This is a genomic window from Streptomyces sp. NPDC102259 (assembly GCF_044766465.1).
In the GTDB taxonomy this organism is placed as follows: domain Bacteria; phylum Actinomycetota; class Actinomycetes; order Streptomycetales; family Streptomycetaceae; genus Streptomyces.
Map to the genome: position 1 here is coordinate 93,525 of NZ_JBIWMA010000023.1, position 26,592 is coordinate 120,116.

Here is a 26,592-nt window from a genome sequence, read left to right on the forward strand (position 1 = left end):
GAGGGACGCACTGTGGCTCTGGCACTCGACGGTGGGAATCCGGTCCGCCGCCACGACTTTCCGGCCTGGCCGTACCACGACGACACCGAACGCGCGGCGCTCGTCCGCGCGGTCGACCAGGGCCAGTGGTGGCGAGTCGGCGGCTCCGAGATCACCTCGTTCGAGGCGGAGTTCGGCGCGTACCACGGCGGCACGACGCTCGCCGTCACCAACGGCACCCACGCCCTGGAACTCGGCCTGGAACTGCTGGGCCTGAAGCCGGGCGACGAGGTGATCGTGCCCGCCTTCACGTTCATCTCCACCTCCATCGCGGTACAGCGCGCGGGCGGCGTCCCGGTCCCGGTCGACGTGGACCCCGTGACGTACTGCCTCGACCCGCAGACCCTGGAGGCGGTCCGCACACCGCGGACGCGCGTCGTCATCCCCGTGCACATGGCCGGGCACGTCGCCGACATGGACGCCATCGGCGCCTGGGCCGCCCGGCACGACGTCGTCGTCTTCCAGGACGCCGCCCACGCGCACGGCGCCGTCTGGTCCGGCCGGCGCATCGGCGACTTCGGCACGCTCGCCGCGTTCAGCTTCCAGAACGGCAAGCTGATGACGGCGGGCGAGGGCGGGGCACTGCTCCTGCCGTCGGAGGAGTGGTTCGACGAGGCGTTCGCCCGGCACAGCTGCGGCCGGCCCCTCGGCGACACGAACTACGAACACCGCACCCCGTCCTCCAACTACCGCATGACCGAGTTCGCCGGCGCGGTCCTGCGCGCCCAGCTCGGACGGCTCGCCGAACAGAATGCGCGCCGCGAGAGCCGCTGGAAGACACTGTCCGCGGCGCTGCGCGAGATACCCGGTGTGGTCCCACAGGGCCGCGACCCGCGCTGTGACCTCAACCCGCACTACATGGCCATGGCCGCCCTCGACCCCGCGACGCACCCCGGGACCGACCGTGACCTGGTGGTCAGGGCGCTGGTCGCCGAGGGCATCCCCGCCTTCGTCAACTACCCGCCGGTCTACCGCACACAGGCCCACGAGGCGCTGCGCGGCAACGGACTGCCGGACACCGCCGAACTCGCCGAGCGCAACCCGGTCAGCGAACACCTGGGCGCGCACGGCTTCTGGCTGCACCACCGGGTGCTGCTCGGCACGGACGCCGACTGCGCCGACGTCGCGGAGGCCGTGGCCAAGGTGCTCGCCGAGCTGGCGGGGAAGAAGCGTTCGGCTTGATGAGGGTCGCCGTCGTCGGGCTGGGCTGGGTGGCCCGCGAGGTATGGCTGCCCCGGCTGGGCAAACACCCGGACTTCGACGTCGTCGCCGTGGTGGAGCCGCGGCCCGAGGCCGTCGAGCGGGCCGCCGCCCTGGTGGGCGGGGCGCGGGTGTACGGCGGGTACCAGGAGCTGGGGCCGGGCGAGGCCGACCTCGTGTTCGTCCTCACCCCGAACCACACCCACGGCGCCCTCGCGGGCCACTTCCTGCGCCGGGGCCTCGCCGTCTTTCTGGAGAAGCCCACCGGCACCGACTTCGGCCATCTGCGACTCCTCGAAGACGCGGCCCGCGCCGGCGGGGGACGGCTGCTGCTGTCCACCGCGGCTCGCCATCGCGCGGACGTGGGGGAGCTGGCGCGTCTCGTCGCCGACGGGGCGCTCGGCACGCCCCGCCACGCCGAGCTGAGCTGGGTCCGCTCCCGGGGCATTCCTGGCAGCGACTGGTTCGCCCGCCGGGAGACGGCCGGCGGCGGGGTCCTGGTCGACCTGGGCTGGCACGTCATCGACGTCCTGCACCACCTGTGGGGCGCCTCGGGCGTGCGCCACGCGACCGCCCTCGCCACCAGCGACTTCCTCACCCGGGCAGGCTGGGGCGCGGACTGGCACGCCGGCACGGCCGGCCTCCAGAACGCCGACGTGGAGGACCAGCTCACCGCCCTGGTGGCCACCGAGCGATACGCGATGCAGCTGCGCTTCGCCTGGGCGTCGCACGAGGCGGTCGACCGCACCCGGCTGGTGCTGCACGGCACCGCGGGCACCGCCGAACTGACCACCACGTTCGGCTTCAGCCCCCGACGCGTCAGGGAACCGACGCTCACGCTCCGCCAGGAAGGCCGAGAGCGCCGAGTGCCGCTGCCCCCGGCCGGCGTCGGCGACGAGTACGACCAGCAACTCGACGCGCTGGCCGGCGAACTCGCCCGGCCCGACGCCACCGACCGCGCCCTGCGCGAGGCCCGCGAAGCCCTGGCCGTCGTCGAGGCCTGTTACCGCGCCACGTCCGCCCGCTGGACAGCACCGGAGACGAATTCATGACTGCATCCCCGTCCGAGCCCACGGCGCTGCGCTACGAGCCGCTGCGCGGCCTTGCCCTGTGGGGCCAGGAGGAGAAGGCCGCCGCACTGGACGTGCTGGAGAGCCGCTCCCTCTTCCGCTACTACGGTCCCGCGCTCCAGCGCCGCGTCGAGCGGTTCGAGGAGCGGTTCGCCGCCCTGCACCAGGCACCCCACGCGGTCGGCGTGTCCTCCGGCACCGCCGCCCTGACCTGCGCGCTGATCGGCCTGGGGATCCCCGAGGGCGGCGAGGTCATCGTGCCGTCGGCCACCTTCATCGGCTGCGTCAACGCCGTCGTGGCCGCCCGTGGCGTCCCCGTCTTCGCCGACATCGACGAGTCACTCACCCTCGACCCGACGGCGTGGGAGAAGCTCGTCACGGAGCGGACCTTCGCGGTCATGCCCGTCCATCTCAACAACGCCGCCGCCGACATGGACCCCATCCTGGCCGTCGCACGTGAGCACGGCATCCGGGTCCTGGAGGACGCCGCCCAGGCCTGCGGTGTCAGCTACCGGGGGCGCCCGGTGGGTTCGATCGGCGACGCGGGGGCCTTCAGCTTCCAGCTGGAGAAGAACATCACCGCCGGCGAGGGCGGCGCCGTCGTCACGACGGACCCCGACGTCCACGACCGCGTGGTCCGCTACCAGGACCAGGGCGGGCAGTTCACCACCTCGCGCAGCGGCGAGCGCGGCGGTGCCGCCGGCGAGGCCTTCCTCGGCGCCAACCTGCGGATGACCGAGATCGCCGGAGCCCTGCTGTCCGTACAGTTGGAACGGCTCACGCCGATGCTGCGACGGCTGCGCGACATCGCCCGTACCGTCCGCGCGGACCTCGCCGACCTGGAGCTGGAGTGGCGGCGGCTGCCCGACGAGGAGGGCAGCGGCGGCGATCTCACGGTCCTGCTGGACAACCGCATGGCCGCCCGCCGCTTCGTCACCGCGCTCACCGCGGCCGGCATCCCCGCGGCCACGCTCTACTCCGGCCGCCTGGTCCAGCAGAACCCCGCCGTCCGCGCCGGCCGCACCCCCTGGGGCGTCGCCTGGGACGCCACCGAGCGGCTGCGCGCCAGCGAGGCCGTCCTGGGCCGGTCCGTCACCGTCGGACTCGGCGCGACCATGACGGACGAGGACGTCGCCCATCTGGTGGCGAGCCTGCGGACGGCGTCCGAGGCCGTCCGAAAGGGAGCGAACGGTGAGTGACCTCTGGCCGCGGGCCGTCGTCCTGGATCTGGACGGCGTTCTCATCGACAGCATCCACGTGATGCGCAGGGCCTTCCAGCGGGCGTACGCCCTCACGGTCGGCGACGGCGAGGCACCCTTCGAGGAGTACCTGACCCACCTCGGGCGGCACATGCCCGACACCTTGGAGATCATGGGCCTGCCCGCCGGAATGTACGAGCCGTTCGTGGTCGAGAGCCGCAAGCTGGTCCACGAGATCGAGCCGTGCCCCGGCGCCGCGGAACTGCTCGCCGGACTGCGAGAGGCCGGCGTTCCGACCGCCGTCGCCACCGGCAAGACCCATGGCCGTGCCGTGGAGGCACTGGCGGCCACCGGCCTGCTGGACCTGGTGGACGCGGTGTGCGGCAGCGACGAGGTGGCGCACGGCAAACCGGCTCCCGACATCGTGCTGCTCGCCCTGGAGAAGATCGGCGCCTCCGCCGAGGGCGCCGTCATGGTCGGCGACTCCGCGCTGGACCTGCGGGCCGGCCGCGCGGCCGGCACCCGTACGGCCGCCGGCCTCTGGGGCCAGGGCGACCGGGAGGAACTGCTCGCCCACCGGCCCGAGCTGGTGGCCGGCTCGTGCGCCGAACTGGCCGACCTGCTGCACCGCCGTGAAGGGACCCCCGCGTGACCATCGCCTCGACCTCCCGTGACCTGCTGCTGCTCAACGGCCCCAACCTGGGCACGCTCGGCACGCGCGAACCCGGGATCTACGGCACCACCACCCTCGCCGAGGTGGCGGAGTCGGTGGCCGAGCTGCTGGCCCGCGCCGGGTACGGACTGCGCAGCGAACAGCACGACGGCGAGGGTGAGTTGATCCGTGCCCTGCACAAGCACCGGGACACCGCCGCCGCGATCGTCAATCCCGGTGCGCTGATGATCGCCGGCTGGAGCCTGCGCGACGCCCTCGCCGACTACCCGGCGCCCTGGGCCGAGGTGCACATCTCCAACGTCTGGGCCCGCGAGTCCTTCCGGCACAACTCCGTCGTCTCCCCGCTCGCCGTGGGCGTCATCGCGGGCTTCGGCACACACGGGTACGAACTCGCCGCCGAGGCACTGGTGCGGCGGCTGGAGACGGCGGCGCAGGGTACGGCGAAGTGACCGCCGCGGACCTGTGGAAGGCGTTCTCCCGGGCGGACCTGGACCCGGACGCGCTCGCGCTGGGCGGCCTGACCCGCCGGGAGGCCGTCGTGCGGGTGACGGAGCTGGCCGAACGGCTGCGCGCAGAGGGCGTACGGCCCGCGGAGACCGTCGGACTCCAGGGGCCCAACCAGCCCGAATGGGTGCTGGGCCTGCTCGCCCTGACCGCGGCGGGCGCCTGCCCGCTGCTGCTGCCCGCGGACTCGCCGCCGGCGGAGACCCGCAGACTGCTGAGGACCGCCGGGGCCCGCCGGACGCTGGTGGCGGACCCCGGCGAGGCGGACCGGGCGGTGCTGCGGGCGGAGGACGCCGGCGCGGAGGAGGAGCTCGTCGCGGACGGGATCACCGCGGCCGAGGCGGACTCCGGAGCGGCCGTCCACGCCCCGGGGACGGTGGTGCTGGTCTCCTCCGGGTCGACCGGGACGCCCAAGCTCGTGGCGAGGTCGCCGCGTTCCGTGCTCGACGAGGGCGTCCGCTACCACCACGCCGGTCTGGCGCGGCCCGACGACTCCGTCCTGCTGCCGTTGCCGCTGAGCCACGCCTACGCGCTCGGCTGGCTGGCCGGCGCGCTGGTGGCCGGGGCGCACGTGGACCCGGTGCCGCCGCGTGCCGTCGGCGCCGTGCACAGCCGCCTGCGCGAGCGGGCGACGGTCCTGGTCACCGTGCCCGGCCTGGCCCGTGTCCTGGCGCGCCGCCGAGCCCTGGCCGAAGACGCGCCGTTCCCCGCGCTGCGCCGGGTGATGGCCGGCGCCGGATACGTGGACGCCGAGCTGGACGCGCTGTGGACCCGCACCATCGGGGTGGGCGTCTCCCGCAACTACGGCTCCAGCGAGACGGGCTCCGTGCTGTGGGGAGACCCGGGACTGGCGTCGGGAGCCGTCGGCCGTCCGATGCCCGGCGTCCGGGTCGACCTGCTGGACCCCGACGGCACGCCCCTGCCCGGCCAGGAGGCGGCCCAGGGAGAACTCGCCGTCGTCCTCGAGGACGGCTCGGCCCACCGCCTGCACGACCTCGCCGATCGCGACGAGCACGGCGTGCACCGCATCCTGGGCCGAGCCCGGATCGGAGTGGTCCGCCGGGGGGCCCGCTGGGTCTCCACGATGGAGGTCGAGTCGGTGCTCCGGGCGGCCCCCGGCGTCGCCGACGTCTCGGTCACGGCGACGGGTCCGGACGACTCGGACGACCAGGGCCTCACCGTCGAGTACGTGCCCGCCGACGCCGCACTGGCGGCCCCGTCACGGGTGCAGGCGTACGCCCGCGCCGAACTGGCCGCGTACAAGGTGCCCGACAGCTTCCAGCCGCGCTACCGGCTGCGCCGCTCCGCCGTCGGCAAGGCGCAGGCGGCCCCCGTGTACCGCCTCGCACGCGCCGCCCGCCCCAGCAGCACGGTCGAGCAGGTCCTGGCGGCGGCCCTCACCGAACTCGGCCTGCCCCCGCACCTGGCCGACGGCGGCACCGCCGCCGACCTGGCCCGGACGACGGGGCTGCGCGCGGACGTGCTGTCGCCCGTGCTGGACACCGCCGGCGCGCTGGGGCTGCTGGTCACGGATACCGCCTCGGCGGGTGCGCCGGACGCCTGGGCACCTTCCCCGGACGTCGTGTCGGCCGGCCGGGCACTGGCGGCCCGGGTGCGCGGCGAAGCGGCGGGCGACCCACCGACGCCGCCGGAGCTGCCGGCCGGACCCCCGGCACCGGAGAAGGCCCTGCGCGCGAGCGTCGAGGGGCTGCTCGCCGAGGCCGCCGTCGACGGTGCGCTCCTGGAGATCGGCGACGGCGGTGCCCCACCGGCGGCCGACGCCGAGTACGGGGCCTGTGTGGTCCTCGGCGGTGTCCACGGCCCGGCCGCCCAACTCGGCCCGCTCGCCGCACTGCTGAGGCCGAAGGGACTGCTCGTGGTGGCCGACGCGTTCGTTCCCGACCCGCTGGCCCTCACCGACGACCTGAGCCGTACGACGGTCGTCCGCTGGCTCGTCGACGGACACCTCCACTGGTGGACGACGCAGGAGCTGCGGGCAGGGCTGGAGGCCGTGGGGCTGCGGGTGGAGGAGAGCCGCGGTGCCGAGCAGGCGCCGTACGCGATCCTCGTCGCCCGGAAGCCGTCGTGACCGGCACTCGCCCGCGTACGGACCCCGGCTCGCCGGGCGGCGTCCTCGCCGTGGACATCGGAGGCACCAAGCTCGCCCTGCGTGCGGTCGTCGCCGGTGCGGCCGTGTACGAGCGCACCGTCCTGTGGCCCGTCGGCGGCGACGCGGGAGGCGAGTCGAAGCTGCTGGAGGCGTCCGTGGCCGAGGCGGTCGGCGCGCTGGGGGGAGCCCCCGTCCGGATCGGCGTGGCGGCGGCGCCCAACGTCGGCGCCGACGGATCCGTGGTGAGCTGGCCCAATCGGCCCGCCTGGGTGGGCCGTTCGCTGAGCGCCCCCTTCGCGGGCAGCGGCGCCGAGGTTCTGTTCGGCGACGACGCGACGCTCGCCGGGCTGGCCGAGGCCCGCTCCACGGGCAGTCGTGACCTGGTCTACCTGGGCATCGGCACGGGCGTCGGCGGCGGGCTGGTCAGCGGTGGCCGACTGCTGACCGGAGCCTGGGGCACGGCGGGCGAGCTGGGCCACCTGGTGGTCGATCCGGCGGGCCCGCGCTGCCGGTGCGGCATGCGCGGCTGCCTTCAGGCCGTGGTCTCGGCCGAGGCGCTGGCCGCGCACGCGGCTGAGGCACGCGGACTTCCCACGACGACGGCGGAGTGGGTGGCGGGCGTGGACCGCGCCGAACCCTGGGCGGAGCGCACGCTCGACCACGCGGCCGACTCGATCGCCCACGCGCTGCGGGTCCTCGTGGAGCTCGTCCAGCCCGCGCACATACGCATCGGAGGCGGCCTCGGAGCCGCGCTCGCGCCCCTGCCCCGCCGGGTTGCGCGGCGCCTGTCCGCGACGGCCCGCCCGGGCCGGCCCCTCCCCGAGGTCGGTCCGGCCGTCCATGGTCCGCACTCCTCCCTCGCCGGCGCCGCCCTCCTCGCCGCCCACGGCACGAGCCTGCTCGGCGGGGCGGACCTGTTCCACGAGGGGAGCCCGGCATGACCCGGCCCACGGTCAGCGTGGTCATCCCCACCCGTGACAAGGCGGACAGTCTGCGGCTCGTCCTGGCCTGTCTGGCCCGTCAGAAGTGTGCGGAGCCCCACGAGATCGTGGTCGTCGACGACGGCTGCACCGACGGCACCGCCGACGTCGTGGCGGCCGCCGCCGCACACCTGCCCCTGACCACCGTGCCGGGACCACGGGCGGGCCGCGCCGCCGCACGCAACGCCGGGGCGGCCGCGGCCCGCGGCGGTCTGCTGATCTTCCTGGACGACGACATCCTGCTCCCGCCGTCGGCCCTGGCGGCCCATGTCGCAGAGCACACCGGTCGAACGCCCGGCTGCGTCCACGGACCGGTCCGCGAACTTCCCGCCGCCCGACGTCTGTTGGCCACCGAACGGGACGAAATCCTCCCCGATCCCCATGCGGCGGCGACGAGCGGCCGGTTCGGGCGCACGGTGACCAACGCCCTGGAAACCCTGGTGACCGGCATGGCCACGGGCGAACTGGAGCCGGTGGCACCATGGTTGACCTGCATCGGAGCCAACACCTCCATGCCGTACGGGCTCTGGGAGCGATCCGGCGGCTACGACGAGACGTTCGGCACGACATGGGGGTGCGAGGACCTCGAACTCGGCCTGCGCCTGTGGTCGTCGGGGGCCGGGATGCGCCTCGCTACCGCCGCCCCGGGCGTGCACCTCACCCACGAACGCGCCGACCGCTGGGAACAGCACACGGTGAACCTCACCCGGTTCACCGAGAAGCACCCCGTGGCCGCCGTACGCGCCCTGCCGGAGCTGCTCGGCCCCTCGGGAAGCAGCCGCCGGTACGTCGCGGCTGTACGCACCCTGGAAGAGAGCGCCAGCCCATGAGCCACCCCGCCACGACCCACCCTCCCTCGGCCGGCCTCACCCCGCTGCCCCTGTACTCCCGCCAGGACTGGTGCTGGGAGTGGACCCGCAGCTACACCGGTGACTCCACGCCGATCGAGTCGTCCGAGACCCTGCTGTTCCAGGGGCCGCTCGACACGGGAGCGCTGCGGGACACGCTGGCCGAGATCGGCACCCGGCACGAGGCGCTGCGCCTGCACCTCGTGGCCGGCGTCGGACCGGACCCGTCCGCGGCCTGGCCAGGACAGGCGCTGCGGCCCGAGCCGGCGCCGCTGGACATCGTACGGGCCGCACCGCAGGAGCGGGCGGCTGAGGTGACGCGGGTCCTCTCGCGGCCCCTCGACCTGACGGACCGCATGACGCGCACCACCCTGGTGCGCACGGCCGAGGACGAGCACGTCCTCGTCGCGCAGTTCCACCACCTGATCTTCGACAGCACGTCCCACCGCCTCTTCCGGGACCTGCTCGCCCACGGCTACCACCAGCGCGTCGCGCCGGGCGAAGGCGCGGCCAAGCGCCGTACGGAGCCCGCGAGTTACACCGGGCTGATCGACGCGGAGCACACACCCGAGGTGCGCTCCGCCGTGCACGGGCGGGCAGCCGCTCTCGCCGGGGAGTTGCGGGCGTACGGGGCGACGGAGCCGCTGCCGGGCGACGCCGGGGCGGTCGTCGCCGAGACGGAGTTCGACTCTCTGCCGCTGACGCTGACGGCCGAGCGGACCCGGCTGCTGCTGCGGCGCTCGCGCGCCGAGCGCGTCACGCTCCACACCGTGCTGCTGGCGGCCCTCGGTCACGCCGTCGCCACGGCGTACGAACGGGACCGCCTGGTGTGCTCCGTGTACACGCACGGGCGGACGTCCGCGAGTGCCCGTGAGACGCTCGGCCTGTTCAGCACCGTGGTCCCGGTGCCGGTCGACACGCAGTACTGGTCCCGGTCGGAGTTGCTCAAGGCTGTCCACGGCAGCGTCCAGCGGGCCTCGGACTCCGCCGACCTGCCGTTCAGCGAGACCGCCTCCCACGTCCTGGACCGCCCGCCGGGCGGCGGGGCCTACTACCGCAGCGCCCTGGCCCACCTGGAACTGCGGCTGAGCGGAGTGACCGGCTGGCTGCCGGAGGAGTCGAACCCTTCGCCGACGTTGCCGCCGGGGCTCGCCGTGACCCCGCAGGCTCTGTACCCCGACCACCCGTTCCCGGTCTTCGCCGGCCCCGAGCAGGCGTTGGCGTGCGCCAGCACTCTCTTCGCCGACCTGGAGATGGCGGACGGGGCCCTCACCGGCTCGCTGTGGTACGAGAAGCGCTATCACGACCCCACCAGGACGGCACGGATGGGCGAGATATTCCTGCACTTCATCGAGCGATTGAGCGAGGGGAGTGGACAGTGATGTGTCGTCAGAAACCGATGCTCTGCAGGACATTGAGGAAACCTGACGGATATGCGGCACGACACGGCCCTGTGGCAAGCCTTATTGACGGGAGATCACTTGGCCTGGAAGCATTCCCTTGCCACCGACCGGTGGTAGAGGAACCCTCCTATAAAGATGGGAAGTTGACATGATCAAGGTCAACTCTGTAAGCCTCGCCCTCATCAATCTCGAGCAGCTCCGCCGTCAGGCCGCTGCCGAGGCGAAGTAGGACCACCGACAAGTGCCGCACGGGCAGTCACGACTTCCCGTGCGGCACTCGTCGCACCTTCGGGCGAGGGAGTCATGGACCGGGCAAGCGGAAGTGCGTACGCCATGGAATTGAGCCGTCAGCAGCAACGGCTCTGGGAAGTGGAATGCGTGGTTCGAGGAAGCGCGCTGCTGCACACCGGCATTGCGCTGCGCCTCGAAGGAATGCTCGACGAGAAAAGGCTTTCCCACGCCGTCACGGCCGTATTCCGGCGCCATGAACTGCTCAACACGGGCTTCCACGCGGACGGCGAGAAGCTGACCCTCGGCCCGGCCACGCACCACGAGCCGCGCGTCCTGCACCGCCCGGACCTGCGTGCCGACCAGGCAGGTCACCTCGCCGAGGTACGCCGAGCGGCGGTCGCGGCCCATGCGGAGATCTTCCCCCTCGCCGGCGAGCCCCTGGCACGCGCCCAGCTGACCCTTCTCGGCGACGGCAGCGGCGTCCTGCTCCTCACCTTCCACCGGCTCGTGATGGACCTGTTCTCCCTGCACCAGGTGGTGACGGACCTTCAGGAGGCCTACCGGCGCGGGCCGGACGAGCCACTCGCGCCGGCGGACCCGTACTCCGCACTCCTGACGGCGCGCGAACACCGCAGGTCCGCCGACTGGGAGTTCTGGCGTACGGAGCTGTCCGGCTTCCCCACACCGTGGATCGGCGAGCGGCGGCCGGAGCCGGGCTGGCTGCCCGACGGTGCCGAACTGCGCGTTCCCCTCGACCCCGCCCTGTCCGGCCTCCTCCAGGCGAACGCCCGCGCCGCGCGCTGCACGCCCACGGTGTACGTCACCGCCGCGGCGGCCCACCGGGTGCTGGAGCGCTCCGGGGCCGCCGACCTGGTCCTCGGCACCATGTCCGCGAACCGCATGAACTCCGACGCGGTGGGCCCGCTCGCCCAGGCCGTCCTCGTCCGCGTCGGCCCCTCGGCCCCGCACGGCGACCAGGGGGTGCTCGCCCAGGTGCGGCGCGGGCTGCGCGAGGGAATGGCGCACCAGGGAGTGGAGTTCGAGGAGATCGTCGATCTGCTCACGGACGGGATGGGCGTCGCCCGCGACGACCTGGCCCCGCTGAGCGTGAGCGTGACCGCGGACTCCTGGCAGAGTTCCGTGGCGGGGCTCGCCTTCACCCTCTTCGACCTGGACGACGACCAAAGTGAAGCCGAAGGGCAAGGCGAAGGCGAAGGGGAGGGTGAAAGGGCGGAAGAGGGCACCGCCGGGCCGGTGGTCCGCCCGTCCCAGCTGGACCTGGAGTTCAACCTGTCCGCAGCGCGACCGCAGTTGGTCCTCACCTACGACCGCCGGTGCTTCGGCACGGAGTGGTGCGCACGGTTCGCGGCGGACCTGCTGGCCGACCTGGCGACCGGCCGCGGCTGACCCGACGGCCGGCCCGCCGTCGCTCGGTCAGGCCGACCCGCCACGTGCGCGGTCGATCGACTCCAGCCCCAGCCGTCGTACGTCCCCGAAGCGCGCCTCGTCGAGAAGCGCGCTCATCAGCGTGACGTCCAAGTCCTCGACGTCCGGGGCGCATACGGCGGCCTGCGAGGCGATCCGGGCCGCGTCGATCGAGGTGCCTCCGGCCTCGTAGAAGTCCGAGTCCTCCGCCGGGAGGGAGCCGAGCACGCCCTGCCATGCCTGCGCGAGGGCCGCCGCGAGACCGTCGAGTCCCTGCGAACCCTGCCGCGCTGCCGAGGTGTCCACATCCGCCATGGCAGGAACATAACGCACCCCGCCCACCGCCATCCGGAGTTTTACAGTTGTGTGGCATGACCGCTCTGACGAGGGGCTATGCCCTGCGCCGAGGGTAGCGTCGACAGCGTTCGAGCGTCTTCTCCAAGGCAGGTCATGACGGCGACATCCCATGAACCAGATCAAGGACTTCCCCTCTCCTCGCGTCAGGAGTGGTGCTGGGAGTGGGAGAGGTGTTACGACGAGCTCTACCCCAAGGCCGTCTCCCTCGACTGCTCGACCAGCCTGCGCATGCGAGGAGCCCTGGACGTCGGCGCGTTACGCGACGCGCTCGCCGAAGTGGCCCTGAGACATGACGCGTTGCGGCTGCGGCTGCTCGACACAGGGACGCCGATCGAGCAGGTCGTCCGACCGCGGCAGGCCTTGCGTCCGGAGCCGTTCCCCCTGGAGACCATGGACCTGGGCGACGCACTGCGCCGACGGGAACTGCACGAGATCCTCCTCGACCTGACCACACGGCCCTTCGAGGTCACCGACTGGCTGGCCCGGGCCACCCTGCTGCGGCTGGCCGTCGACGACCACGTCCTGCTGACCAGCTTCCATCACCTGGTCTTCGACGAGCCGAGCCATCAGGTCTATCTGCGCGACCTCGCCGCCTGCTACAACCGCCGCGTGGCCGCCCCCGTCGCCGACGGTGGCCGAGCACCCTTCTCCTACGTGGACTTCGTCCGCGCCGAGAACGCACCTCAAGTCCGTCTCGACACCGCGTCCCGCCTGACGGGCTGGGCGGACCGGCTGCGCGCCCACGGCTCCGGGAACCTCCTGCCCGGCCGCGCCACCGGCTTCCTCCCGCTCCAGCACCACTACGACACCGTCCCCCTGGACCTGTCGGCCGAAGAGTCCCGGCGGCTGCTGCGCGCGGCCCGCAGCGAGCGGGTTTCCCTGTACGCGCTGCTCGCGGCGGCGCTGGCCCGCACACTCGGCGGGTTCTACAACCGCGAGCGGCTGATTCTCTCCACGCCCTCGCACGGCCGCGTGCGCCCCGAGACCCGCTCCGCCCTGGGCCTGTTCTCCAACATGATCCAGGTGCCGGTGGACCTGGGTCAGGCCTCGCCGAGCGGACTGTTCCGCCAGGTCGACGGCGTCCTCAGGGACGCCTCGGCGGTCGTCGATCTGCCGTTCGGCCGGCTCGCCGAGGCCGTGCTCGGCCGTCAGGGCGACGCGGCCTTCTACCGCCACGCCCTGGCGCACGCGGAGTTGCGCCTGTACGGGGTGACCGGCTGGATCGTCGACCGACGGGAACACGAGGTGCCGATGCACGGACTGCGCACCGGCCTCGCCCCCTACCAACAGGATTTCTCCCTGCTCAAATATGCGACACCGCAGTCCTCCCTGGCCGCCGCGGCCACTCTCTCGGTCGGCCTGACCATGGAGACGGGCCGGCTGACCGGCGCGCTGCGCTACGAGACGACATATCACGGACGCCGCACGGCCGAGGCCCTGGCGAACGGCTTCCGGGGACGTCTGACGGACCTGGCGCGGGTCGGGGCCAGAAGGTCGTGAATCCCGTCGCTCCGGGTCGGGTCCGGGTCGTGCCGGGTGGGGGACTCCCGGCCCGGCCCCTCCGCGAGGACCGCGTACCGGCGTCACTCCTCCTGCGTCGCGCCAACTGCGTTACCAGGGAGGTTGAAAGACAGTGGTGTGAAGATTCCCGAGGACTGGTGATCACCCGATCGCACTCACATATTCTGTCCGGCGTCGCGTTCGGATGCACGGGGCTTTGCGTGGCGCGGTCGCGCCGGGCAGGCCGAGAGAGGAGCGGACGGGTGAGTCACGCAAGCGGTCCGGAAACGGACCCGACGGGGGACATGCGATGACCAACGGACTGGCGGCTCGACTACCCCTGGACCTCCTGCGCGAGCGCAACCTGCGACGGCTGTTCTGCGCGCAGGCCGCCTCGGTCCTGGGCAGCAGCATGATGCCCATCGCGCTGTCCTTCGCCGTGCTGGAGCACGGCGGCGGGGCGAGCGGGGTCGGCCTGGTGCTGGGCGCGCAGACCGCGCCCCTCATCGTGTTCTTGCTGGCGGGCGGTGTACTGGCGGACCGGTGGGGCCGCCGAGTCACCATGATCGGGAGCGATCTCGTCCGCGCGGCCATCGAAATCGCCGTCGTGGTCATCCTGTTGACCGTCGGCATGCCGCTCGGCGGTTTCGTCGCCTTCGCCGCGGCGCTCTCCGTGGCAGCCGCGTTCTTCCACCCCGCCTTCCACGGGTTCGTCCCGGAGGTCGTCTCCGGCAAACGCCTCCAGGAGGCCAACGCCCTCGGCTCCACCTTCTATTCGATCGGCTCGCTGCTCGGACCCGCCGTCGCCGGTGCGCTGGTGGCCTGGACCGAGCCGGCCTGGGTCATCGCCATCGACGCGGCCACCTTCCTGGTCAGCGCGCTGTTCCTGGCCGGAGTGCGCACCTCGGCGTCCGCCACGGACGCCGCTCGCGAGGACGAGAGCTTCTTCCAGCAACTGCGGCACGGGTGGAGGGAGTTCAGCTCACGCACCTGGCTGTGGTCCCTGCTCGCCTACACGTCGTTGGCGTCCACTTTCGTCCTGGGGCCCGTGATGGTGCTGGGCATCGCCTTCGTCGGCGGCAAGGAGAACGGCGCCGCCCAGTGGGGCACCGTCATGGCCGCGCAGGGAGTCGGCTCACTCCTCGGCGGATTCGTGGGCATGCGGTTGCGCTTCCGCAGGCCCCTGCTGGCGTCCGTCTTCTGCACCTTCGGCCTGGGGGCCTTCGCCGGCCTCCTCGCCCTGCGCGCGCCCGTCTACGTCCTGGTCCTGGGCTCGCTGCTGTCCGGCGCGGGATTCGCGCTGCTGCACATCCTCTGGACGAGCAGCCTCCAGGCCGATGTGCCCTCCGATGCGATGTCCCGCGTCAGCGCGTACGACGGCGTGGCGACCGTGCTCTCCATGACCGTGGGCTACTGGTGGGCGGCACCGACGGCGGACCGGGTCGGGGCCACGCCGTTGCTGTGGTTCGGCGTGGTGTGGACCGTGGCGAGCGCCGCCGTGATGGTCACGCTGCCGCAGATCCGCCGGTCCGCGCCGGGTGCGGAGAAGGGCGGGGACGGCGAGGTCACCCCGGAGGCTCGGGAGCCCTCCACGACGCGCTGAGAAGCGTCCCGGGCGATCAGGGACGACGCGTCGATCTCCGCTGCCTCTGGGGAGTGCGCCGCCGTCGCCCTCCCGGGTGACCGGCCCGTCCAACGGTGAGCAACGAAAGGGAAGTCGATGCAGCCCGGTCCGTCGATCATCTCCGGAGCCGTGAGCCCCGTCCCTGAGGACGTGTACGCCATGTTCCGCGCGCAGGCCGAACGCCATCCCGGGCGGACGGCGGTCCGGCACGGCGCCGAAACCCGCACCTATCGCGAACTGTGTTCCGCTGCTGAGGAGTTGGCCGCCCGACTGTACCGTCGAGGGGTGCGCCCAGGTACGCCGGTCGCCGTGTACACGGAGCGCGGCGTCCACGCGGTCGGCGCCCTGTTGGCCGTCCTGCGGCTCGGAGCCACCTATGTGCCGATCGACGTGCACCACCCACTGGAGCGTTCCCGGGCCGCTCTGCGTGCCGTCGGCGCGACCTGCTTACTCGCCTGCGGGTACGTGCCGTTCGACGGCGTCGAGGCCGTCGATCTGCTCCGTCCCGAACCGGGGGAGGAGGTTCCCGCCACCGCACCGCTGCCCGCCCCCGACGATCCCGCCTACATCCTCTTCACGTCGGGGTCGACCGGCGTGCCCAAGGGGGCCCGGCTTCCCTACCGTGCCCTGTCGAATCTCGTCTGCTGGCTGCGTCGTACGGCGAGCGTGGGCGTGGGGGCCCGTACGGTCCAGTTCTCCCGGGTGAGCTTCGACGTGTTCCTCACGGAGGTGCTCGGCACTCTGACCACCGGCGGTGAGCTGCTGGTGTTCGACGAGTCCCGCCGGGCGGACGTCGAACACCTCCTGCGGTTCTGCGAGGACCGCCATGTCCAGCGGCTCCACCTGCCGTTCGCGGCACTCCGTCCGTTCGCCGAGTGGGCGCAGTACAAGAAGGCCTCGCTGCCGAGTCTCGTCGAGATCTGCACGGCCGGTGAACAGCCCTATGTGACAGCCGCGGTGGAGCGACTCCTGAGTGCCGGCACCCGGTCGATCCGGCTCACCAACCAGTACGGACCCACGGAGACCCACGTGGTCACGGAGGCGATCCTCACCGGCGATCCGGCCGGCTGGCCGCGTGCGCCCTCGGCCGGAGTCGCCCTCGACAACACCGTCGTCGCCCTGCTGGACTCCGCGGGCGACGTCGTACCGCTGGGCGACGAGGGCGAGGTGAGCGTCGTCGGCGCGCCGGTCGGGCTCGGCTATCTGGGTCCGGCGTCCACGGAGCCCGGGGCGGGTTTCGGGCCTGTCGAAGCGCTGGGTGGACGGTGGGGGTACCGCACCGGCGATCTGGGCCGGATCGAGGGCCGCGAACTGGTCCTGCGCGGCCGGATCGACGACCAGGTGAAGATCAGCGGCCACCGGGTGGAGCCCGGCGAGATCGAGATCCTCGCCGACCGTGCCGCGAGTCTCGCCGAAGTCGCCGCCGTGGCCGTGGACACGCCCGGCGGTACGCGGACCATGGCGCTCTTCGCGGTACCGGCACCCGGGGCCACCGTGGACCCGGAGGCCCTGCGCGACGCACTGGCCCGCCGTCTGCCGGAGGCCGTGGTACCCGGGCGTATCGTCCTGTGCGATGCGCTGCCCCGCACCAGCACGGGCAAGATCGACCGCAGGAGCCTCGCCGAGCGCCCCGCCGACCGCCTCGCCGACCGCCTCGCCGATCGGACCGGCCCGGCCGTCCTGTCGGTCCCGGGCCCCGAACTCCCCGCTGACGAGGGGCGGATCGCCGGACGCCTGGCCGCGGTGCTGGGACTGGACCGGGTCCTCGCGTCGGATTCCTTGCTCTCCCTGGGCGGCAGCTCGTTGCAGGCGATGACTCTGATGACCGAGCTGGCGGCCGAGTTCGGCAGCACACCCGCCATCGACCGGCTGCTGGGCGGCGCCACCGTGTCCGACCTGGCCGGTCAGCTGCGGGCGGGCGGCTGGGAGGGGCCCGACGAGGACCGCCCGCCCCACGAGGCGAATCCCTCCGTCCCGCCCGTCCCAGCCGTTCCCTCGGTCCCGTCCGTGCCCGCCGGTGCCGCCGGGGAGCGACCGACGCCGTTGCTCCCCGCGTCGACCGTGCAGTCCGAGATCTGGCTGGCCGGCCGGCTCGGCGACCCGGCGGCGTACAACGTGACGATCGCCCTCGACGTCGCCGGCACGCTGGACCGGGCACGACTGCGACACGCCCTGCGGCGCACCATCGCCCGGCACCCGGCACTGCGTTCACTCCTCAAGCGCAAGCGCGACCGTATCCTCGTCCACCACCCGGAGGACTGGCCCACCCCGTTCGAGTGCGAAGTCGTCGGCACGGCGGAGACGCGGACCGGCCCGGAGACGAGTGAACGGGCCTTCGCCGACCGGCCGTTCGACGTGGCGACGGACCTGCCGATCCGCCTGGCCCTGCTGCGCGGCCCGAGCCGGGACCGGCTGGTGGTCACCTTCCACCAGCACGCGGTGGACGCCGCAGCCATACAGACGGTCATCGACGATCTGGCCCACTGGTACCGCACCCCGGACGAGTCCCGGGAAGGGGCGACGGATGAGGCCCCGGGCGCAGCGGCACTCGGTCCGCGACCCGGTCCAGGCCCGGCGGACGCCGCCACACTGGCGTACTGGAGATCAGCCCTCGCGGGCGTCGCCCCGGCCCATACGACCTGGCTGCGGCGCGAGGACGCGTCCCCCTCCGGACGGCCGGTTCACCGGCGCCTGGAGCTTCCGTACGACGTGCTGCGCCCACACCGGAGCGCACCCGAGGGCGGCACGGTCACCCGGTTCGCGAGGATCATCGGCACCTTCGCACAGGCCGCGCACGCCGTCGGGGCGCCCGAGGAGTTCCTCACCGGCGTCGTCGCGACGCGCCGCGTCCCGGGCGTCTCTCCCGCCGTGGGCTGCCACTTGGGCCTCCTGCCGATCCTGCTGCGGCCGGCGGCCGAGCTCTCGGACACGGTGACCGCCGTACACGCCGCCATGGCGACGGCGCTGTCCCACCGGCAGATCTCCCTCGGTGAGCTGGTCTCCGTCCTGCCGAAGGGCTCGGTTGTGAACACGACGTTCGGACTCGACGACGCGGAGACGCGCGAGATCGACTTCGGGGGCACCCGCGCCACGACCCGCTACGTCCACGCGCGCACTCTCCAGTTCCCCCTCGCCCTCACCCCGTGGACGAGCCCGCTGGGCACCGCCGGCCTGGACGCGGTCTTCGACGACGGCCTCTACCAGCCGCACACCGTCGACGCCCTGCTCGGGGAATGGACCCGCCTCCTGCGCCACTCCGCACGGCCACTCTGACCTGTACGTCCTTTCAGCCCTCGACCCCCGTCGGCGACCGCCGCGATCGAGGCGTCGACGCTGAGAGGATGCGGAGGTGCGGAGGTGCGGAGGTGAGCCAGTATCTGGCCGGCGTTCCATCCTCCATCCTCCGTCGTCCCCGTATCCGTTCCCGTCCCCGTCCGACGTCCCCGTCCCCCTGGAGTGCTCCGCTCAGTCGGAGCGTGCCGAACCCGGGTCCTGCTCCTGCTCCTGCTCCGCTGTCTCGGCGACGCGTTTGATGTTCGCCAACCGCCGGTCCCAGTCGGCCGCGAGCGAGGCCATCCACCGCGCCGTCGTGTCCAACGCCGCGGGCCGCACGGCGTAGCGAACCTCGCGTCCGACCCGGCCGCCGGAAACCAGTCCGGCGGCGTCCAGGACGGCGAGGTGCTTCACCACTGCCTGCCGCGAGACGGGCAGTCGTTCGGCGAGGGTCGTGGCAGTGGCCTCACCCTGTGCGGCGAGCAGATCGAGCAGTTGGCGTCGCGTCGGATCGGCCAGCGCGCCGAGGACGCTGTCGACGACCTCGGCGGCTCCGGGGCGTTCCTCCCTCACGTCGCGGACTGTTCGGCGCGCGTCTTGAGCGCGTCGAGCTCCAGGGGCCAGCCCGCGCTGTGATCTTTCAGGTTCTGACCGCGCAGCTCCTCGGAACCGGCCAGCGCCGCGAACCCGCTCTCGACGACGCGCAGTCGCGTCCGGTCGCCCTCCTGGGTCAACGTGAACTCCACGAGGGTGCTGTTGTCCTCGCGCAGCTCCTCGCCGGGGAACGCGCTGGTCCAGCGGTACGACAGGTATGTCGGGGGCTCGACCTTCTCCACGCGCACCGGGAAGTCGCCGTGCTCGGCGTTCTTCGCCACCATCGACTCGCCCTCCCTGGCCACGGTCCCGGGCAGACTCGCCTTGTCGGCCACCCAGAATCCGGGTTGGGCCACCAGCGACCAGACCCGCTCCAGGGGCGCCGCGATCAGGGTTTCGCGTTCGATCCGGTCCTCGCTCATGAGGGACTCCTTCGTCGTCACTGTCGGATGCAACTCAAGGGTTGCACGTCGACTCGCAAGGTGCAACTCCAGGGTTGCGTCTTGCGGTGCCGTTTCGGCCAGTCGGTGCGTCGGCCGCCACCCGTATCCGGCCCGCCCGGTCGTCCGAGCGCTGTAGGCAGACCGTCGAGGTACCGTCCATGTCCGCTGGACAACTGCTGGTGTCCGGGCGGAATCCGACGGGCTTGGAATTCACCGGTCTGCGCCGGGGAAATCGGGCTGGAGGGTTGCTAGAGAATTACTTCCGAAGCGAATTGCGGAATCCCTCCGTCCGGACTGTGCTCCCACCTGCGGGTCATTCCGGGGATCGCCGATTCCGTGCCCCGTCACTGGTGAGGGGCCGCATGAATTGCAGAAGAAGACACCGTGCCGGGACCGGAACCGGCTAATCGGAGGCCGCTTTCCGAGGTGGGGCAGCGGCGGGGCGGATAAGGCTGTGTGCGTCTATGGTGACGCCGGTTGGATTCGCTCCCGATGGCGGGGCGTGCCGGGTTGAGGAGAGTTATGTCAATAACAAGCAGGTCTTGGGCGGGAGCTTTTGTGGCGGCGGCGGTCGTGGGGAGCCTCACGGCGACCGTGATGCCGAGCCAGGCCGCGCCCCGGGTCGCGTCCGCGGCGAACACGCCCACGGTTGCCTCGACCCCCGAGGTCGTGGCGAGCGCTCTGCACAACCCGCGTGCGGTGCGTATCCAGTCCGACGGCTCGATTCTGGTCACGGAGGCGGGCAGCGTCCCGGCGGCGCCGTGCACGGTGCCGGGTTCGCAGTGCCTGGCCCTCAACGGCTCGATCTACCGGATCAAGGGCTCCACCCAGGGCCGTGTCGTCACCGGTCTGCCCTCCGTGCAGATCGTGCGCGCCGACGGCTCCAGTGTCATCGGCGGAGCGATCGAGGCGGAGGCTGCCCCGGGCGGCACCTACCGTGTGGTCAGTGGCCTGAGCGGCACCCCCACCACCCGTACGGCGCTGGGTTCGGGCAGTGGAGCACTGGGGACGCTGAGCATCGCCCAGGGCCAGGTGCTGGGTGATCTGGCCGCGCACGAGGTCGCGCACGACCCCGACTCCGCCCTGGGCAACAACGAGGTCTTCTCCAACCCGTGGAACTTCGCCCGGGACGGCAGCGACTTCCTGGTGACCGACGCGGGCGCCAACGACCTGGTCCGCGTCCACTCCGACGGGACGACCAGCACCGAGGCCGTCTTCCCCAACAACGTGGTGCCGGCCGCCGCCTCGGGCGGCGCGGCGGTGGCTCCGGCGGGTCAGGCGGAGGCGGTGCCGACCGGCATCGTGCGCGGCTGGGACGGCGCGTTCTACATCGCGGACATGTCCGGGATCCGTACGGGTCTCAGCCGTATCTGGCGCTATGTGCCGGGCGGTCAGCCGACCGTCTTCGCCTCGGGCCTGACGGGCCTCATCGACCTCGCCGTGGCCCCGGGCGGTGACCTCATCGCCCTGTCCTACACCGGTGGCGCGACCTCCAGCGGGCTGCTGCCGGGGGCGCTGACCCGGATCAACAAGAAGACGGGTGCTGCCGCCACGATCGACACCGGCGGCAGCCTGAACACGCCCACGGGCCTGGCGGTCAGTTCGAAGGGCGACATCTACGTCACCAGCAAGACCCAGGGCGACAGCGGCGAACTGCTGAAGTTCCCCGCCTCGTAGACCCGCTTCGTGGATCTGCTGTGTGGGATCCGCTTCGTAGATCCGCTTCGTCCGTCCCGTTCCTGCCCCCAGGGGTGTCCGCTGTCCTGACCGGCGGGCGTCTCGCCGGGGCTTGCGGCAGCGGCGTGCACCCCGGCCGACTGCGGCCCGGTGCGCGCCGCTTGCCGCGTATCCGGGCGCGGTCGACTTCGCCCGCCCCCCGGGGTGCGAGCCCTCAGGACAGACCCTGGTGGGGCATCGTGAACATCGGGGTGTGGACCGGCTCGGGGCGGTGCACGCCCCGTGGCCGGTATCCCAGCCGATCCGCCACCCCCACCAGATCGGCCAGCAGCCAGATGATGGCCAACCACATCTCGGTGCCTTGCAGCCCCGGCTCCCGGCCGGGACCTGAGCCGCCCTCGCCCGCCGGACCGAAGCCGAAACCCGCCCCGTCACGCCAGAGCGCCGGCGCCGCCGCCAACTGCTCCTTCGCCCACGCCCGCACCTCGTCCTCTCGATGACGGGTCTGGCGTCCCGCGAGCCACAGCGGATGCGCCACGTCCAGGACGTTGCACGCGTTCTGACGGCCCGCCGCGAACCAGCGCGGATCGCGCCCATGGGCCAGCGCGGTGTCCACCACCCGCTCGGCATACGGCACAGGAAGGCCGAACTGGGCGAACGAGCCACGGGTCAGCCGGTAGTAGCCGTTGACGAGTTGGAGGCGGCCTTCGGCCGGCGAAGAGGCCGCGCCCCACATTCCCGTCCCCGGATCCACTCGTGTGCTCAACCAGCCGAACAGCGCCTCCAGCGCGCCCGGTTCACCGCAGGCCTCACCCTGCGACCCGCGGTTGCGATGGGCGCCGGTCGCCCAGCAGTCCACCCAGGCGCCCGCCGACCAGGCCCGAGTCCGCCAGGGCAACGCCTCCAGCCGTGCCACCAGTTGACCGGCCGTCATCCGTCCCACGACATACACCGGGTGGGCGAAACCGGAGCCCAGCAACTCCAGCGCGCAGCCCACCGACAGCACGTGGTACTCGGCGGTGCCGTCGTCGATCCACCCGTCGGGGGCCGGTGCGGGAAGCACGCCGGGTCCGCCTCCAGGAGCGAGCTCGGGTACCAGCCCGCTCACCGGATCCTGCAACACCCGAAGCCGTTCGGCATGCTCGGCTGCGGTCATCTGCCCGGGGGCCGCGCCCAGCAGCAGATCGGCGATCTCCACGGCGTCGCAGTGCGCGCGCACCGTCGCCGAGACGCCCGGCCGATCGCTGTAGCGGCCGGTGTCGTCGTTCCAGCACCGAGCCAGGACATCGACGGTCTGCGCCCGTGCCCGCTCGGCGAACTCGGCCACGGCATCGCCCAGCCCCGCTTCCGGCGTGACGGCCCCCGATCCGCCGTGCCCGCGGCGGTCACGCAGCGGGCGGGCCGGGTTGCCGGCGGCGATCGTCCACGGCGCCAGATCCTTGGTGACGACCGCCCCCGCCCCCACCACGCAGTGGTCGCCGATCGTCACCCCGTCCAGGACGACGACGTGCGAGCCGATCCATACGTCGTCGCCGATGACGATGCCCTTGCTCGTCAGCGGCTGCCGGTGCACGGGCTCGTCCGGTGCGAAACCGTGGTTGAAGCCGAGCAGCGAAGCGTGCGCGCCGACACGCACCCCGTCCCCGAGCGTCACGCGCCCCCGCACCGTGGCATACGGGTTGACGGAGCAGTCACGCCCGGCCCGCACCTCACCGGTGACGTAGGCGTACCCGGCGATGTAGGAATCGGCGCCCAGGCGAAGGACGTCGGCGAACATGGCGGCGGCCGAAGAGACGTAGCATCGCGGCCCGAGAGTCGCACCGGCTTCGGCCAGCGTCCTCTGGTGCGCTGCCTGGGCCGCTCGCTGCGCGGAGGAGGCCCTGTGGGTGAAGTCCCAGGGGCAGTAGACGAAATAGGAGTCCTCGAAGGCGCCTTCTTGATCCACGCCCGCCAGCGTAGATAGCGCTTACTGTCCGGGCAATGTCCCGCGGCCCGCCGGACGAGGGGGACTCGGCGTCACTCGGTGCGCCAGGACTCCAGGCGCTGCGCGACGGTGCGTAGATCCGCTTCCTGCGCGCGTACCGCTCGAGCGAGCTCGTACAGTTCGTCGTCCTTGGCCTGGAGGGGCTGGCCGGAGACGTGCATGTACTGGCTGGCGCAGGCCCAGCCGATCACCAGGTTGTAGTCGGTGAAGGGGCGCAGCAGCAGCGCGGTGTGCAGGAAGGTCGCGGCCCGGGAGCCGATCTCCTCGTAGTAGAGGACGCCGCGCTCCCGTTCGAACTTGTGCCGGTCGGCCATGATCGCCAGAGTGCCCCAGTCCGCGATGGGCACGTTGAGCGGGGAGATCGCGGACTGGATCTGCAGGACCCAGCCGACGTCGACGCGGATGATCGGGCTCACCGCTGTCCCTCGGGGAAGCGGGCCGCGACGCCGGGCAGGATCCGGGCGGCTTCGGCAACCGCGCCTTCGACGAAGGAGATCCGGTCGGCTTCCTCCACCGTCACATCGTGCACGTGCTGCTTCAGACTCCGGCCCGTCAGAGCGGCCCGCTCGCGCAGCCGTGCCATCTCTTCTTCGCTGAATTCCACATTGAGTGCAGGCATGGATTCAAGGTACCGCGATCGGTACCGGATGCGGTACCAGGCAGCGGTGGGCCGGTCCTGAGCAGTGGGGTGGGTGGTGACAGGGACGCCGGCCCAGGCTTGGGCCTCTGCGTTGAGTACGCCTACTCATGCCGACCCGTGCCGGGACGGGGACGATGAACGGGCTGGTTGGAACGTACGAAAAAGGGGCGGGGCATGGGCAGGTTCCTGGGGGCGCTGGCAGCCGTCGTCGCGGCGGCCGCGGCATTGGTCTTCGCATACGTGGGAGGCGCACCGCCCGCGGTGGTGTTCGCCGTCGGTGCGGGCGTGCTCAGCCTTCTGTGGCTGATGCTCCTACTCACGCTGCCCTGGAACCTGTACTTCCGTGCGCACACGGTGCTCGCCGAGATCGCGGTGAGCCGTGAGAAGGGGATAGAGGTCTCCCCGGCCCGAGACGCCGAGGCCGCGCGGATCGCCCGCACGATGCTCCGGGCGGCGGTCGCCGGACATGTCCTGACGGCGGCGGTCGTCCTCTCCGTGACCTGGGCGACGGGCGAGTTCACGGGCTACTGGTTCGCCGCGTTCTTCCTGCTGAGCACCTTCTTCCGGCCGGCCGGCGCATACTTCGGCCAGCTCCGGCGGCGCCTGGGCACTCTTCTGAAGGACGTCACGTACCCGCGGGACGACGTCGTCGAGGTGCGGGCCAGGGTCGAGCGCGCCGAGGCAGGGGCGCGAGCCCTGGAGGAGAAGGCGGAGGAACAGTACAAGGCCCTCGCCGAGCTGCGCCGCACGGTGGACGCGCTGGCCATGAGCACGTTTGAGCAGACCGAGAAGGCGGACCGCAAGATTGCCGCGCTGGGCCGGGAGTTCGAGTCCACGGTGAACCGCCTCACCGACGACCAGGACATCATCGCGGGCGTGAAGGCGTTCCTGCGCCTGCTGCGCACCACCGACGCGGCCGACAGTGCGCCGACCTCCGGGTGACGTCGGCTCATTCGCTCCCGGATCGGATTTTCCGCCGCTCGGAAAAGGCTCAGCTATCGGCCAGGGGATGGGCCAGGGGACGGCCCAGGCTCCTGGATCACGTCTCTGGGCGGTTGCCGAGGAAGGCGTGCCGGGCTGCCGGTACAGCGCCCCACCGCTTGAGAACGCCTGCGGACAGGCAGACAGTGGGATGCATGAGCCGTCACCGGAGTCCACCACGCAGGGCGCCGTGGATCGTGGCTGGAGCAGCCGTCCTCGTGGCGGGTGGCCTGGGGACCTGGGCGCTGACGGCGTCGGACGGCGGCACCCCTCGACCGGCGCCGTCGGCATCGAGTGACCTGTCCTTGCCCACGCTCGACCCACTGCCCTCCGCGACGTCCGCGCCGAACACCGCCGGCACGGCGCCTCCCGCCCCCACGGAATCCCGCGCCGCCTCATCCACGGTGACGACCGGGCACCCCACGCGCCCCAGCCACCGTGGGACGCCTGACCACGTCCCCACCACCTCGCGGTCCTCAGCCGTCCCGAAGACGACATCGGCCCCGGTTCGGTCCGAGACGCCTGCACGCTCCGACACGCCTGCACGCTCACCACAGCCGTCGCTCACCGCGACGGCACTGCCACGACCCACGCCCACGCCGACGCCGACGCCGACGTGGACGTCGACTGTGTCCGCACTGTCCTCGACACCCGTACCGGCACAGTCTTCGGCCCCGGTACCCGCTGTGCCCTCGACCCCGGTGCCCGCGCCGTCGCCGACGGACGGAGGCAGCCCGGCGGCAACGACGATCTGGTACACGTCCTCCGTGGCTCAGGCCGCTGCTCAGCGCATGGCCGCCTCAGGGACGGTGGGGGACGCGGCGTGCTCCCTGTCGGCCCTGGGCGACCCCGACCCGACGCTGCTGCCGAAAGTCGGCCGCATCGGCACCGGCACCTATCAGCACTACTGGTGCCTGATCTGGTAGCGAACGCCTCGTTCTCCGGGCAGTCCACGCCCAGGGGAGGGTCGGGCTGCGTGCTCTTCGCCTCGAACCCCGGTGGTCGTCCCGCCGCGATGCCCCGCGATGCCCCGCGATGTCGTGCGTGGTCCTAAGGTGTGTCCGGTGCTGTGCGGGCCACGTAGACGGTGTTGGTCGAGGTGCCGCCCTGTAGGGGGTTGTCGAAGTCGACGACTCGAGCCGCTGCCTGTGCGAAGACCTCTGTGAGCGCGGAGGTGAACTGCTCGTCGGGCGGGTCGTTCGACCACAGGGCGAACACCCCGCCGGGGTGGAGGTGTTCGGCGAGGGCGCGGAGCCCGGCGGGTCGGTAGAGTGCCGCGTTGCCCGGGTGGAGCACATGGCGTGGTGAGTGGTCGACGTCCAGCAGGATGGCGTGGAAGCGACGGCCCGGGGCCTCGGGGTCCAGGCCGCGGGGGTCGGCGGCCAGGGCGAAGAAGTCGCCCTGCACCAGGCGGCAGCGGGCGTCCGAGGTCAGCCGGGCTCCGAGGGGTACCAGGTGCCGCTGGTGCCAGTCGATGACTTGGGCGAGCGCTTCGATCACGGTCAGCGAGCGCACCCGGGGGTCGTCCAGGGCCGCCTGGGCGGTGTAGCCGAGCCCGAGTCCGCCGACGGCCACGTCCAGTTCGGCCTGTCCGATGTCCGGCAGTGCGGCCAGTCCGAGTTCCGTGAGCGCGATCTCGCCGGCGGTGAAGAGACTGGACATCAGGAACTCTTCGCCGAGCTTCACCTCGTAGACGTCGTCTCCCGAGACCGGGTGGCGGCGGCGTCGCAGGCTGATCTCGCCGATCGGTGTCGGTTGCCAGTCGATCTCCTCGAAGCGCAGGCCCATCCGTTCACCTTTCTGTCGTTCGTGGATGCGTGGTCGCCGTTGCCGGCGT

At 72.4% G+C, this 26,592-nt stretch carries 24 protein-coding genes; 16 read left to right on the forward strand and 8 right to left on the reverse strand.

Features of this window, described 5'->3' with window-relative positions; genetic code table 11:
- Nucleotides 1-12: 12 nt before the first annotated feature.
- From ACIRPU_RS35815 to ACIRPU_RS35860, 10 genes are all read left to right on the forward strand, one after another.
- Nucleotides 13-1,221: a DegT/DnrJ/EryC1/StrS family aminotransferase gene (locus tag ACIRPU_RS35815; protein ID WP_403874889.1), complete on the forward strand. Its 1,209-nt coding sequence runs from the start codon at nucleotides 13-15 to the stop codon at nucleotides 1,219-1,221.
- Nucleotides 1,221-2,291, forward strand: coding sequence for a Gfo/Idh/MocA family protein (locus tag ACIRPU_RS35820; protein ID WP_403874891.1), 1,071 nt, complete (start codon nucleotides 1,221-1,223; stop codon nucleotides 2,289-2,291). The genes ACIRPU_RS35815 and ACIRPU_RS35820 overlap by 1 nt, the downstream gene beginning before the upstream one ends.
- Nucleotides 2,288-3,508 carry a DegT/DnrJ/EryC1/StrS family aminotransferase gene (locus ACIRPU_RS35825; protein WP_384114131.1) on the forward strand — a complete coding sequence of 407 codons (1,221 nt, stop codon included), beginning with the start codon at nucleotides 2,288-2,290 and terminating at the stop codon, nucleotides 3,506-3,508. Before ACIRPU_RS35820 ends, ACIRPU_RS35825 begins: the two co-directional genes overlap by 4 nt.
- Entirely contained in the window at nucleotides 3,501-4,160 is a 660-nt protein-coding gene (locus ACIRPU_RS35830; RefSeq protein ID WP_403874893.1) for an HAD-IA family hydrolase, read from the forward strand. The genes ACIRPU_RS35825 and ACIRPU_RS35830 overlap by 8 nt, the downstream gene beginning before the upstream one ends.
- Entirely contained in the window at nucleotides 4,157-4,630 is a 474-nt protein-coding gene (locus ACIRPU_RS35835; protein WP_403874895.1) for a type II 3-dehydroquinate dehydratase, read from the forward strand. Before ACIRPU_RS35830 ends, ACIRPU_RS35835 begins: the two co-directional genes overlap by 4 nt.
- Nucleotides 4,627-6,774 carry a class I adenylate-forming enzyme family protein gene (locus ACIRPU_RS35840; RefSeq protein ID WP_403874897.1) on the forward strand — a complete coding sequence of 716 codons (2,148 nt, stop codon included), beginning with the start codon at nucleotides 4,627-4,629 and terminating at the stop codon, nucleotides 6,772-6,774. The genes ACIRPU_RS35835 and ACIRPU_RS35840 overlap by 4 nt, the downstream gene beginning before the upstream one ends.
- The gene (locus ACIRPU_RS35845) at nucleotides 6,771-7,736 is read left to right on the forward strand and encodes an ROK family protein (RefSeq protein WP_403874899.1); all 966 of its coding nucleotides are present in this window, start codon (nucleotides 6,771-6,773) and stop codon (nucleotides 7,734-7,736) included. Before ACIRPU_RS35840 ends, ACIRPU_RS35845 begins: the two co-directional genes overlap by 4 nt.
- Entirely contained in the window at nucleotides 7,733-8,605 is an 873-nt protein-coding gene (locus tag ACIRPU_RS35850; RefSeq protein WP_403874901.1) for a glycosyltransferase family 2 protein, read from the forward strand. Before ACIRPU_RS35845 ends, ACIRPU_RS35850 begins: the two co-directional genes overlap by 4 nt.
- Entirely contained in the window at nucleotides 8,602-10,005 is a 1,404-nt protein-coding gene (locus ACIRPU_RS35855; RefSeq protein ID WP_403874903.1) for a condensation domain-containing protein, read from the forward strand. The genes ACIRPU_RS35850 and ACIRPU_RS35855 overlap by 4 nt, the downstream gene beginning before the upstream one ends.
- 354 nt (nucleotides 10,006-10,359) lie before the next feature.
- Complete coding sequence (locus ACIRPU_RS35860; RefSeq protein ID WP_403874905.1) at nucleotides 10,360-11,664, forward strand: condensation domain-containing protein; 1,305 nt, start codon at nucleotides 10,360-10,362, stop codon at nucleotides 11,662-11,664.
- A 27-nt stretch (nucleotides 11,665-11,691) separates the two neighbouring features.
- On the opposite strand, the gene ACIRPU_RS35865 is transcribed toward ACIRPU_RS35860, so the two are convergent.
- Entirely contained in the window at nucleotides 11,692-11,997 is a 306-nt protein-coding gene (locus ACIRPU_RS35865) for a phosphopantetheine-binding protein (protein WP_403874907.1), read from the reverse strand.
- Between the two features lie 135 nt (nucleotides 11,998-12,132).
- Between ACIRPU_RS35865 and ACIRPU_RS35870 the strand changes: the two genes are divergently transcribed.
- The 3 genes from ACIRPU_RS35870 to ACIRPU_RS35880 all read left to right on the forward strand — a co-directional run bounded on the left by ACIRPU_RS35870 (nucleotide 12,133) and on the right by ACIRPU_RS35880 (nucleotide 18,436).
- Nucleotides 12,133-13,539, forward strand: coding sequence for a condensation domain-containing protein (locus ACIRPU_RS35870; protein ID WP_403874909.1), 1,407 nt, complete (start codon nucleotides 12,133-12,135; stop codon nucleotides 13,537-13,539).
- A 310-nt stretch (nucleotides 13,540-13,849) separates the two neighbouring features.
- Nucleotides 13,850-15,142 carry an MFS transporter gene (locus ACIRPU_RS35875; protein WP_355704291.1) on the forward strand — a complete coding sequence of 431 codons (1,293 nt, stop codon included), beginning with the start codon at nucleotides 13,850-13,852 and terminating at the stop codon, nucleotides 15,140-15,142.
- Nucleotides 15,143-15,292: 150 nt separating this feature from the next.
- A complete protein-coding gene (locus tag ACIRPU_RS35880; protein ID WP_403874911.1) occupies nucleotides 15,293-18,436 on the forward strand; it encodes an AMP-binding protein in 3,144 nt (1,047 codons plus the stop codon).
- 192 nt (nucleotides 18,437-18,628) lie between these two features.
- Here the strand turns inward: ACIRPU_RS35880 and ACIRPU_RS35885 are convergent, their stop codons facing one another.
- Both ACIRPU_RS35885 and ACIRPU_RS35890 read right to left on the reverse strand, forming a co-directional pair.
- Nucleotides 18,629-19,009 (reverse strand): ArsR/SmtB family transcription factor, encoded by a 381-nt coding sequence (locus tag ACIRPU_RS35885; RefSeq protein ID WP_403874913.1) that lies wholly within the window; start codon nucleotides 19,007-19,009, stop codon nucleotides 18,629-18,631.
- The gene (locus tag ACIRPU_RS35890) at nucleotides 19,006-19,452 is read right to left on the reverse strand and encodes an SRPBCC domain-containing protein (protein ID WP_355704288.1); all 447 of its coding nucleotides are present in this window, start codon (nucleotides 19,450-19,452) and stop codon (nucleotides 19,006-19,008) included. The genes ACIRPU_RS35885 and ACIRPU_RS35890 overlap by 4 nt, the downstream gene beginning before the upstream one ends.
- Nucleotides 19,453-20,031: 579 nt before the next feature.
- Here ACIRPU_RS35890 and ACIRPU_RS35895 point away from each other — a divergent pair.
- Nucleotides 20,032-21,150 carry a ScyD/ScyE family protein gene (locus ACIRPU_RS35895; protein WP_403874916.1) on the forward strand — a complete coding sequence of 373 codons (1,119 nt, stop codon included), beginning with the start codon at nucleotides 20,032-20,034 and terminating at the stop codon, nucleotides 21,148-21,150.
- Nucleotides 21,151-21,364: 214 nt separating this feature from the next.
- Here the strand turns inward: ACIRPU_RS35895 and ACIRPU_RS35900 are convergent, their stop codons facing one another.
- The 3 genes from ACIRPU_RS35900 to ACIRPU_RS35910 all read right to left on the reverse strand — a co-directional run bounded on the left by ACIRPU_RS35900 (nucleotide 21,365) and on the right by ACIRPU_RS35910 (nucleotide 23,753).
- Nucleotides 21,365-23,095, reverse strand: coding sequence for an acyltransferase (locus tag ACIRPU_RS35900; protein WP_403874918.1), 1,731 nt, complete (start codon nucleotides 23,093-23,095; stop codon nucleotides 21,365-21,367).
- A gap of 71 nt (nucleotides 23,096-23,166) precedes the next feature.
- Complete coding sequence (locus ACIRPU_RS35905; protein ID WP_355704285.1) at nucleotides 23,167-23,550, reverse strand: hypothetical protein; 384 nt, start codon at nucleotides 23,548-23,550, stop codon at nucleotides 23,167-23,169.
- Nucleotides 23,547-23,753 (reverse strand): hypothetical protein, encoded by a 207-nt coding sequence (locus ACIRPU_RS35910; protein WP_142268318.1) that lies wholly within the window; start codon nucleotides 23,751-23,753, stop codon nucleotides 23,547-23,549. Before ACIRPU_RS35910 ends, ACIRPU_RS35905 begins: the two co-directional genes overlap by 4 nt.
- A gap of 195 nt (nucleotides 23,754-23,948) precedes the next feature.
- On the opposite strand from ACIRPU_RS35910, the gene ACIRPU_RS35915 reads away from it, so the two are divergent.
- Nucleotides 23,949-24,716 (forward strand): hypothetical protein, encoded by a 768-nt coding sequence (locus ACIRPU_RS35915; protein WP_403874921.1) that lies wholly within the window; start codon nucleotides 23,949-23,951, stop codon nucleotides 24,714-24,716.
- A 202-nt stretch (nucleotides 24,717-24,918) separates the two neighbouring features.
- Here the strand turns inward: ACIRPU_RS35915 and ACIRPU_RS35920 are convergent, their stop codons facing one another.
- Complete coding sequence (locus ACIRPU_RS35920) at nucleotides 24,919-25,515, reverse strand: hypothetical protein (RefSeq protein ID WP_403874923.1); 597 nt, start codon at nucleotides 25,513-25,515, stop codon at nucleotides 24,919-24,921.
- Between the two features lie 7 nt (nucleotides 25,516-25,522).
- On the opposite strand from ACIRPU_RS35920, the gene ACIRPU_RS35925 reads away from it, so the two are divergent.
- Nucleotides 25,523-25,681: a hypothetical protein gene (locus ACIRPU_RS35925; protein WP_403874925.1), complete on the forward strand. Its 159-nt coding sequence runs from the start codon at nucleotides 25,523-25,525 to the stop codon at nucleotides 25,679-25,681.
- A gap of 124 nt (nucleotides 25,682-25,805) precedes the next feature.
- Here the strand turns inward: ACIRPU_RS35925 and ACIRPU_RS35930 are convergent, their stop codons facing one another.
- Nucleotides 25,806-26,543 carry a spermidine synthase gene (locus ACIRPU_RS35930; RefSeq protein WP_403874927.1) on the reverse strand — a complete coding sequence of 246 codons (738 nt, stop codon included), beginning with the start codon at nucleotides 26,541-26,543 and terminating at the stop codon, nucleotides 25,806-25,808.
- Nucleotides 26,544-26,592: the final 49 nt, after the last annotated feature.

What these genes read in the sequence shown, in the direction of transcription:
- ACIRPU_RS35930 (WP_403874927.1), bottom strand. Translation starts at nt 26,543, where the DNA reads ATGGGCCTGCGCTTCGAGGAGATCGACTGGCAACCGACACCGATCGGC.
- ACIRPU_RS35890 (WP_355704288.1), bottom strand. Translation starts at nt 19,452, where the DNA reads ATGAGCGAGGACCGGATCGAACGCGAAACCCTGATCGCGGCGCCCCTG.
- ACIRPU_RS35910 (WP_142268318.1), bottom strand. Translation starts at nt 23,753, where the DNA reads ATGCCTGCACTCAATGTGGAATTCAGCGAAGAAGAGATGGCACGGCTG.
- ACIRPU_RS35865 (WP_403874907.1), bottom strand. Translation starts at nt 11,997, where the DNA reads ATGGCGGATGTGGACACCTCGGCAGCGCGGCAGGGTTCGCAGGGACTC.
- ACIRPU_RS35875 (WP_355704291.1), top strand. Translation starts at nt 13,850, where the DNA reads ATGACCAACGGACTGGCGGCTCGACTACCCCTGGACCTCCTGCGCGAG.
- ACIRPU_RS35860 (WP_403874905.1), top strand. Translation starts at nt 10,360, where the DNA reads ATGGAATTGAGCCGTCAGCAGCAACGGCTCTGGGAAGTGGAATGCGTG.
- ACIRPU_RS35825 (WP_384114131.1), top strand. Translation starts at nt 2,288, where the DNA reads ATGACTGCATCCCCGTCCGAGCCCACGGCGCTGCGCTACGAGCCGCTG.
- ACIRPU_RS35855 (WP_403874903.1), top strand. Translation starts at nt 8,602, where the DNA reads ATGAGCCACCCCGCCACGACCCACCCTCCCTCGGCCGGCCTCACCCCG.
- ACIRPU_RS35850 (WP_403874901.1), top strand. Translation starts at nt 7,733, where the DNA reads ATGACCCGGCCCACGGTCAGCGTGGTCATCCCCACCCGTGACAAGGCG.
- ACIRPU_RS35870 (WP_403874909.1), top strand. Translation starts at nt 12,133, where the DNA reads ATGACGGCGACATCCCATGAACCAGATCAAGGACTTCCCCTCTCCTCG.
- ACIRPU_RS35820 (WP_403874891.1), top strand. Translation starts at nt 1,221, where the DNA reads ATGAGGGTCGCCGTCGTCGGGCTGGGCTGGGTGGCCCGCGAGGTATGG.
- ACIRPU_RS35915 (WP_403874921.1), top strand. Translation starts at nt 23,949, where the DNA reads ATGGGCAGGTTCCTGGGGGCGCTGGCAGCCGTCGTCGCGGCGGCCGCG.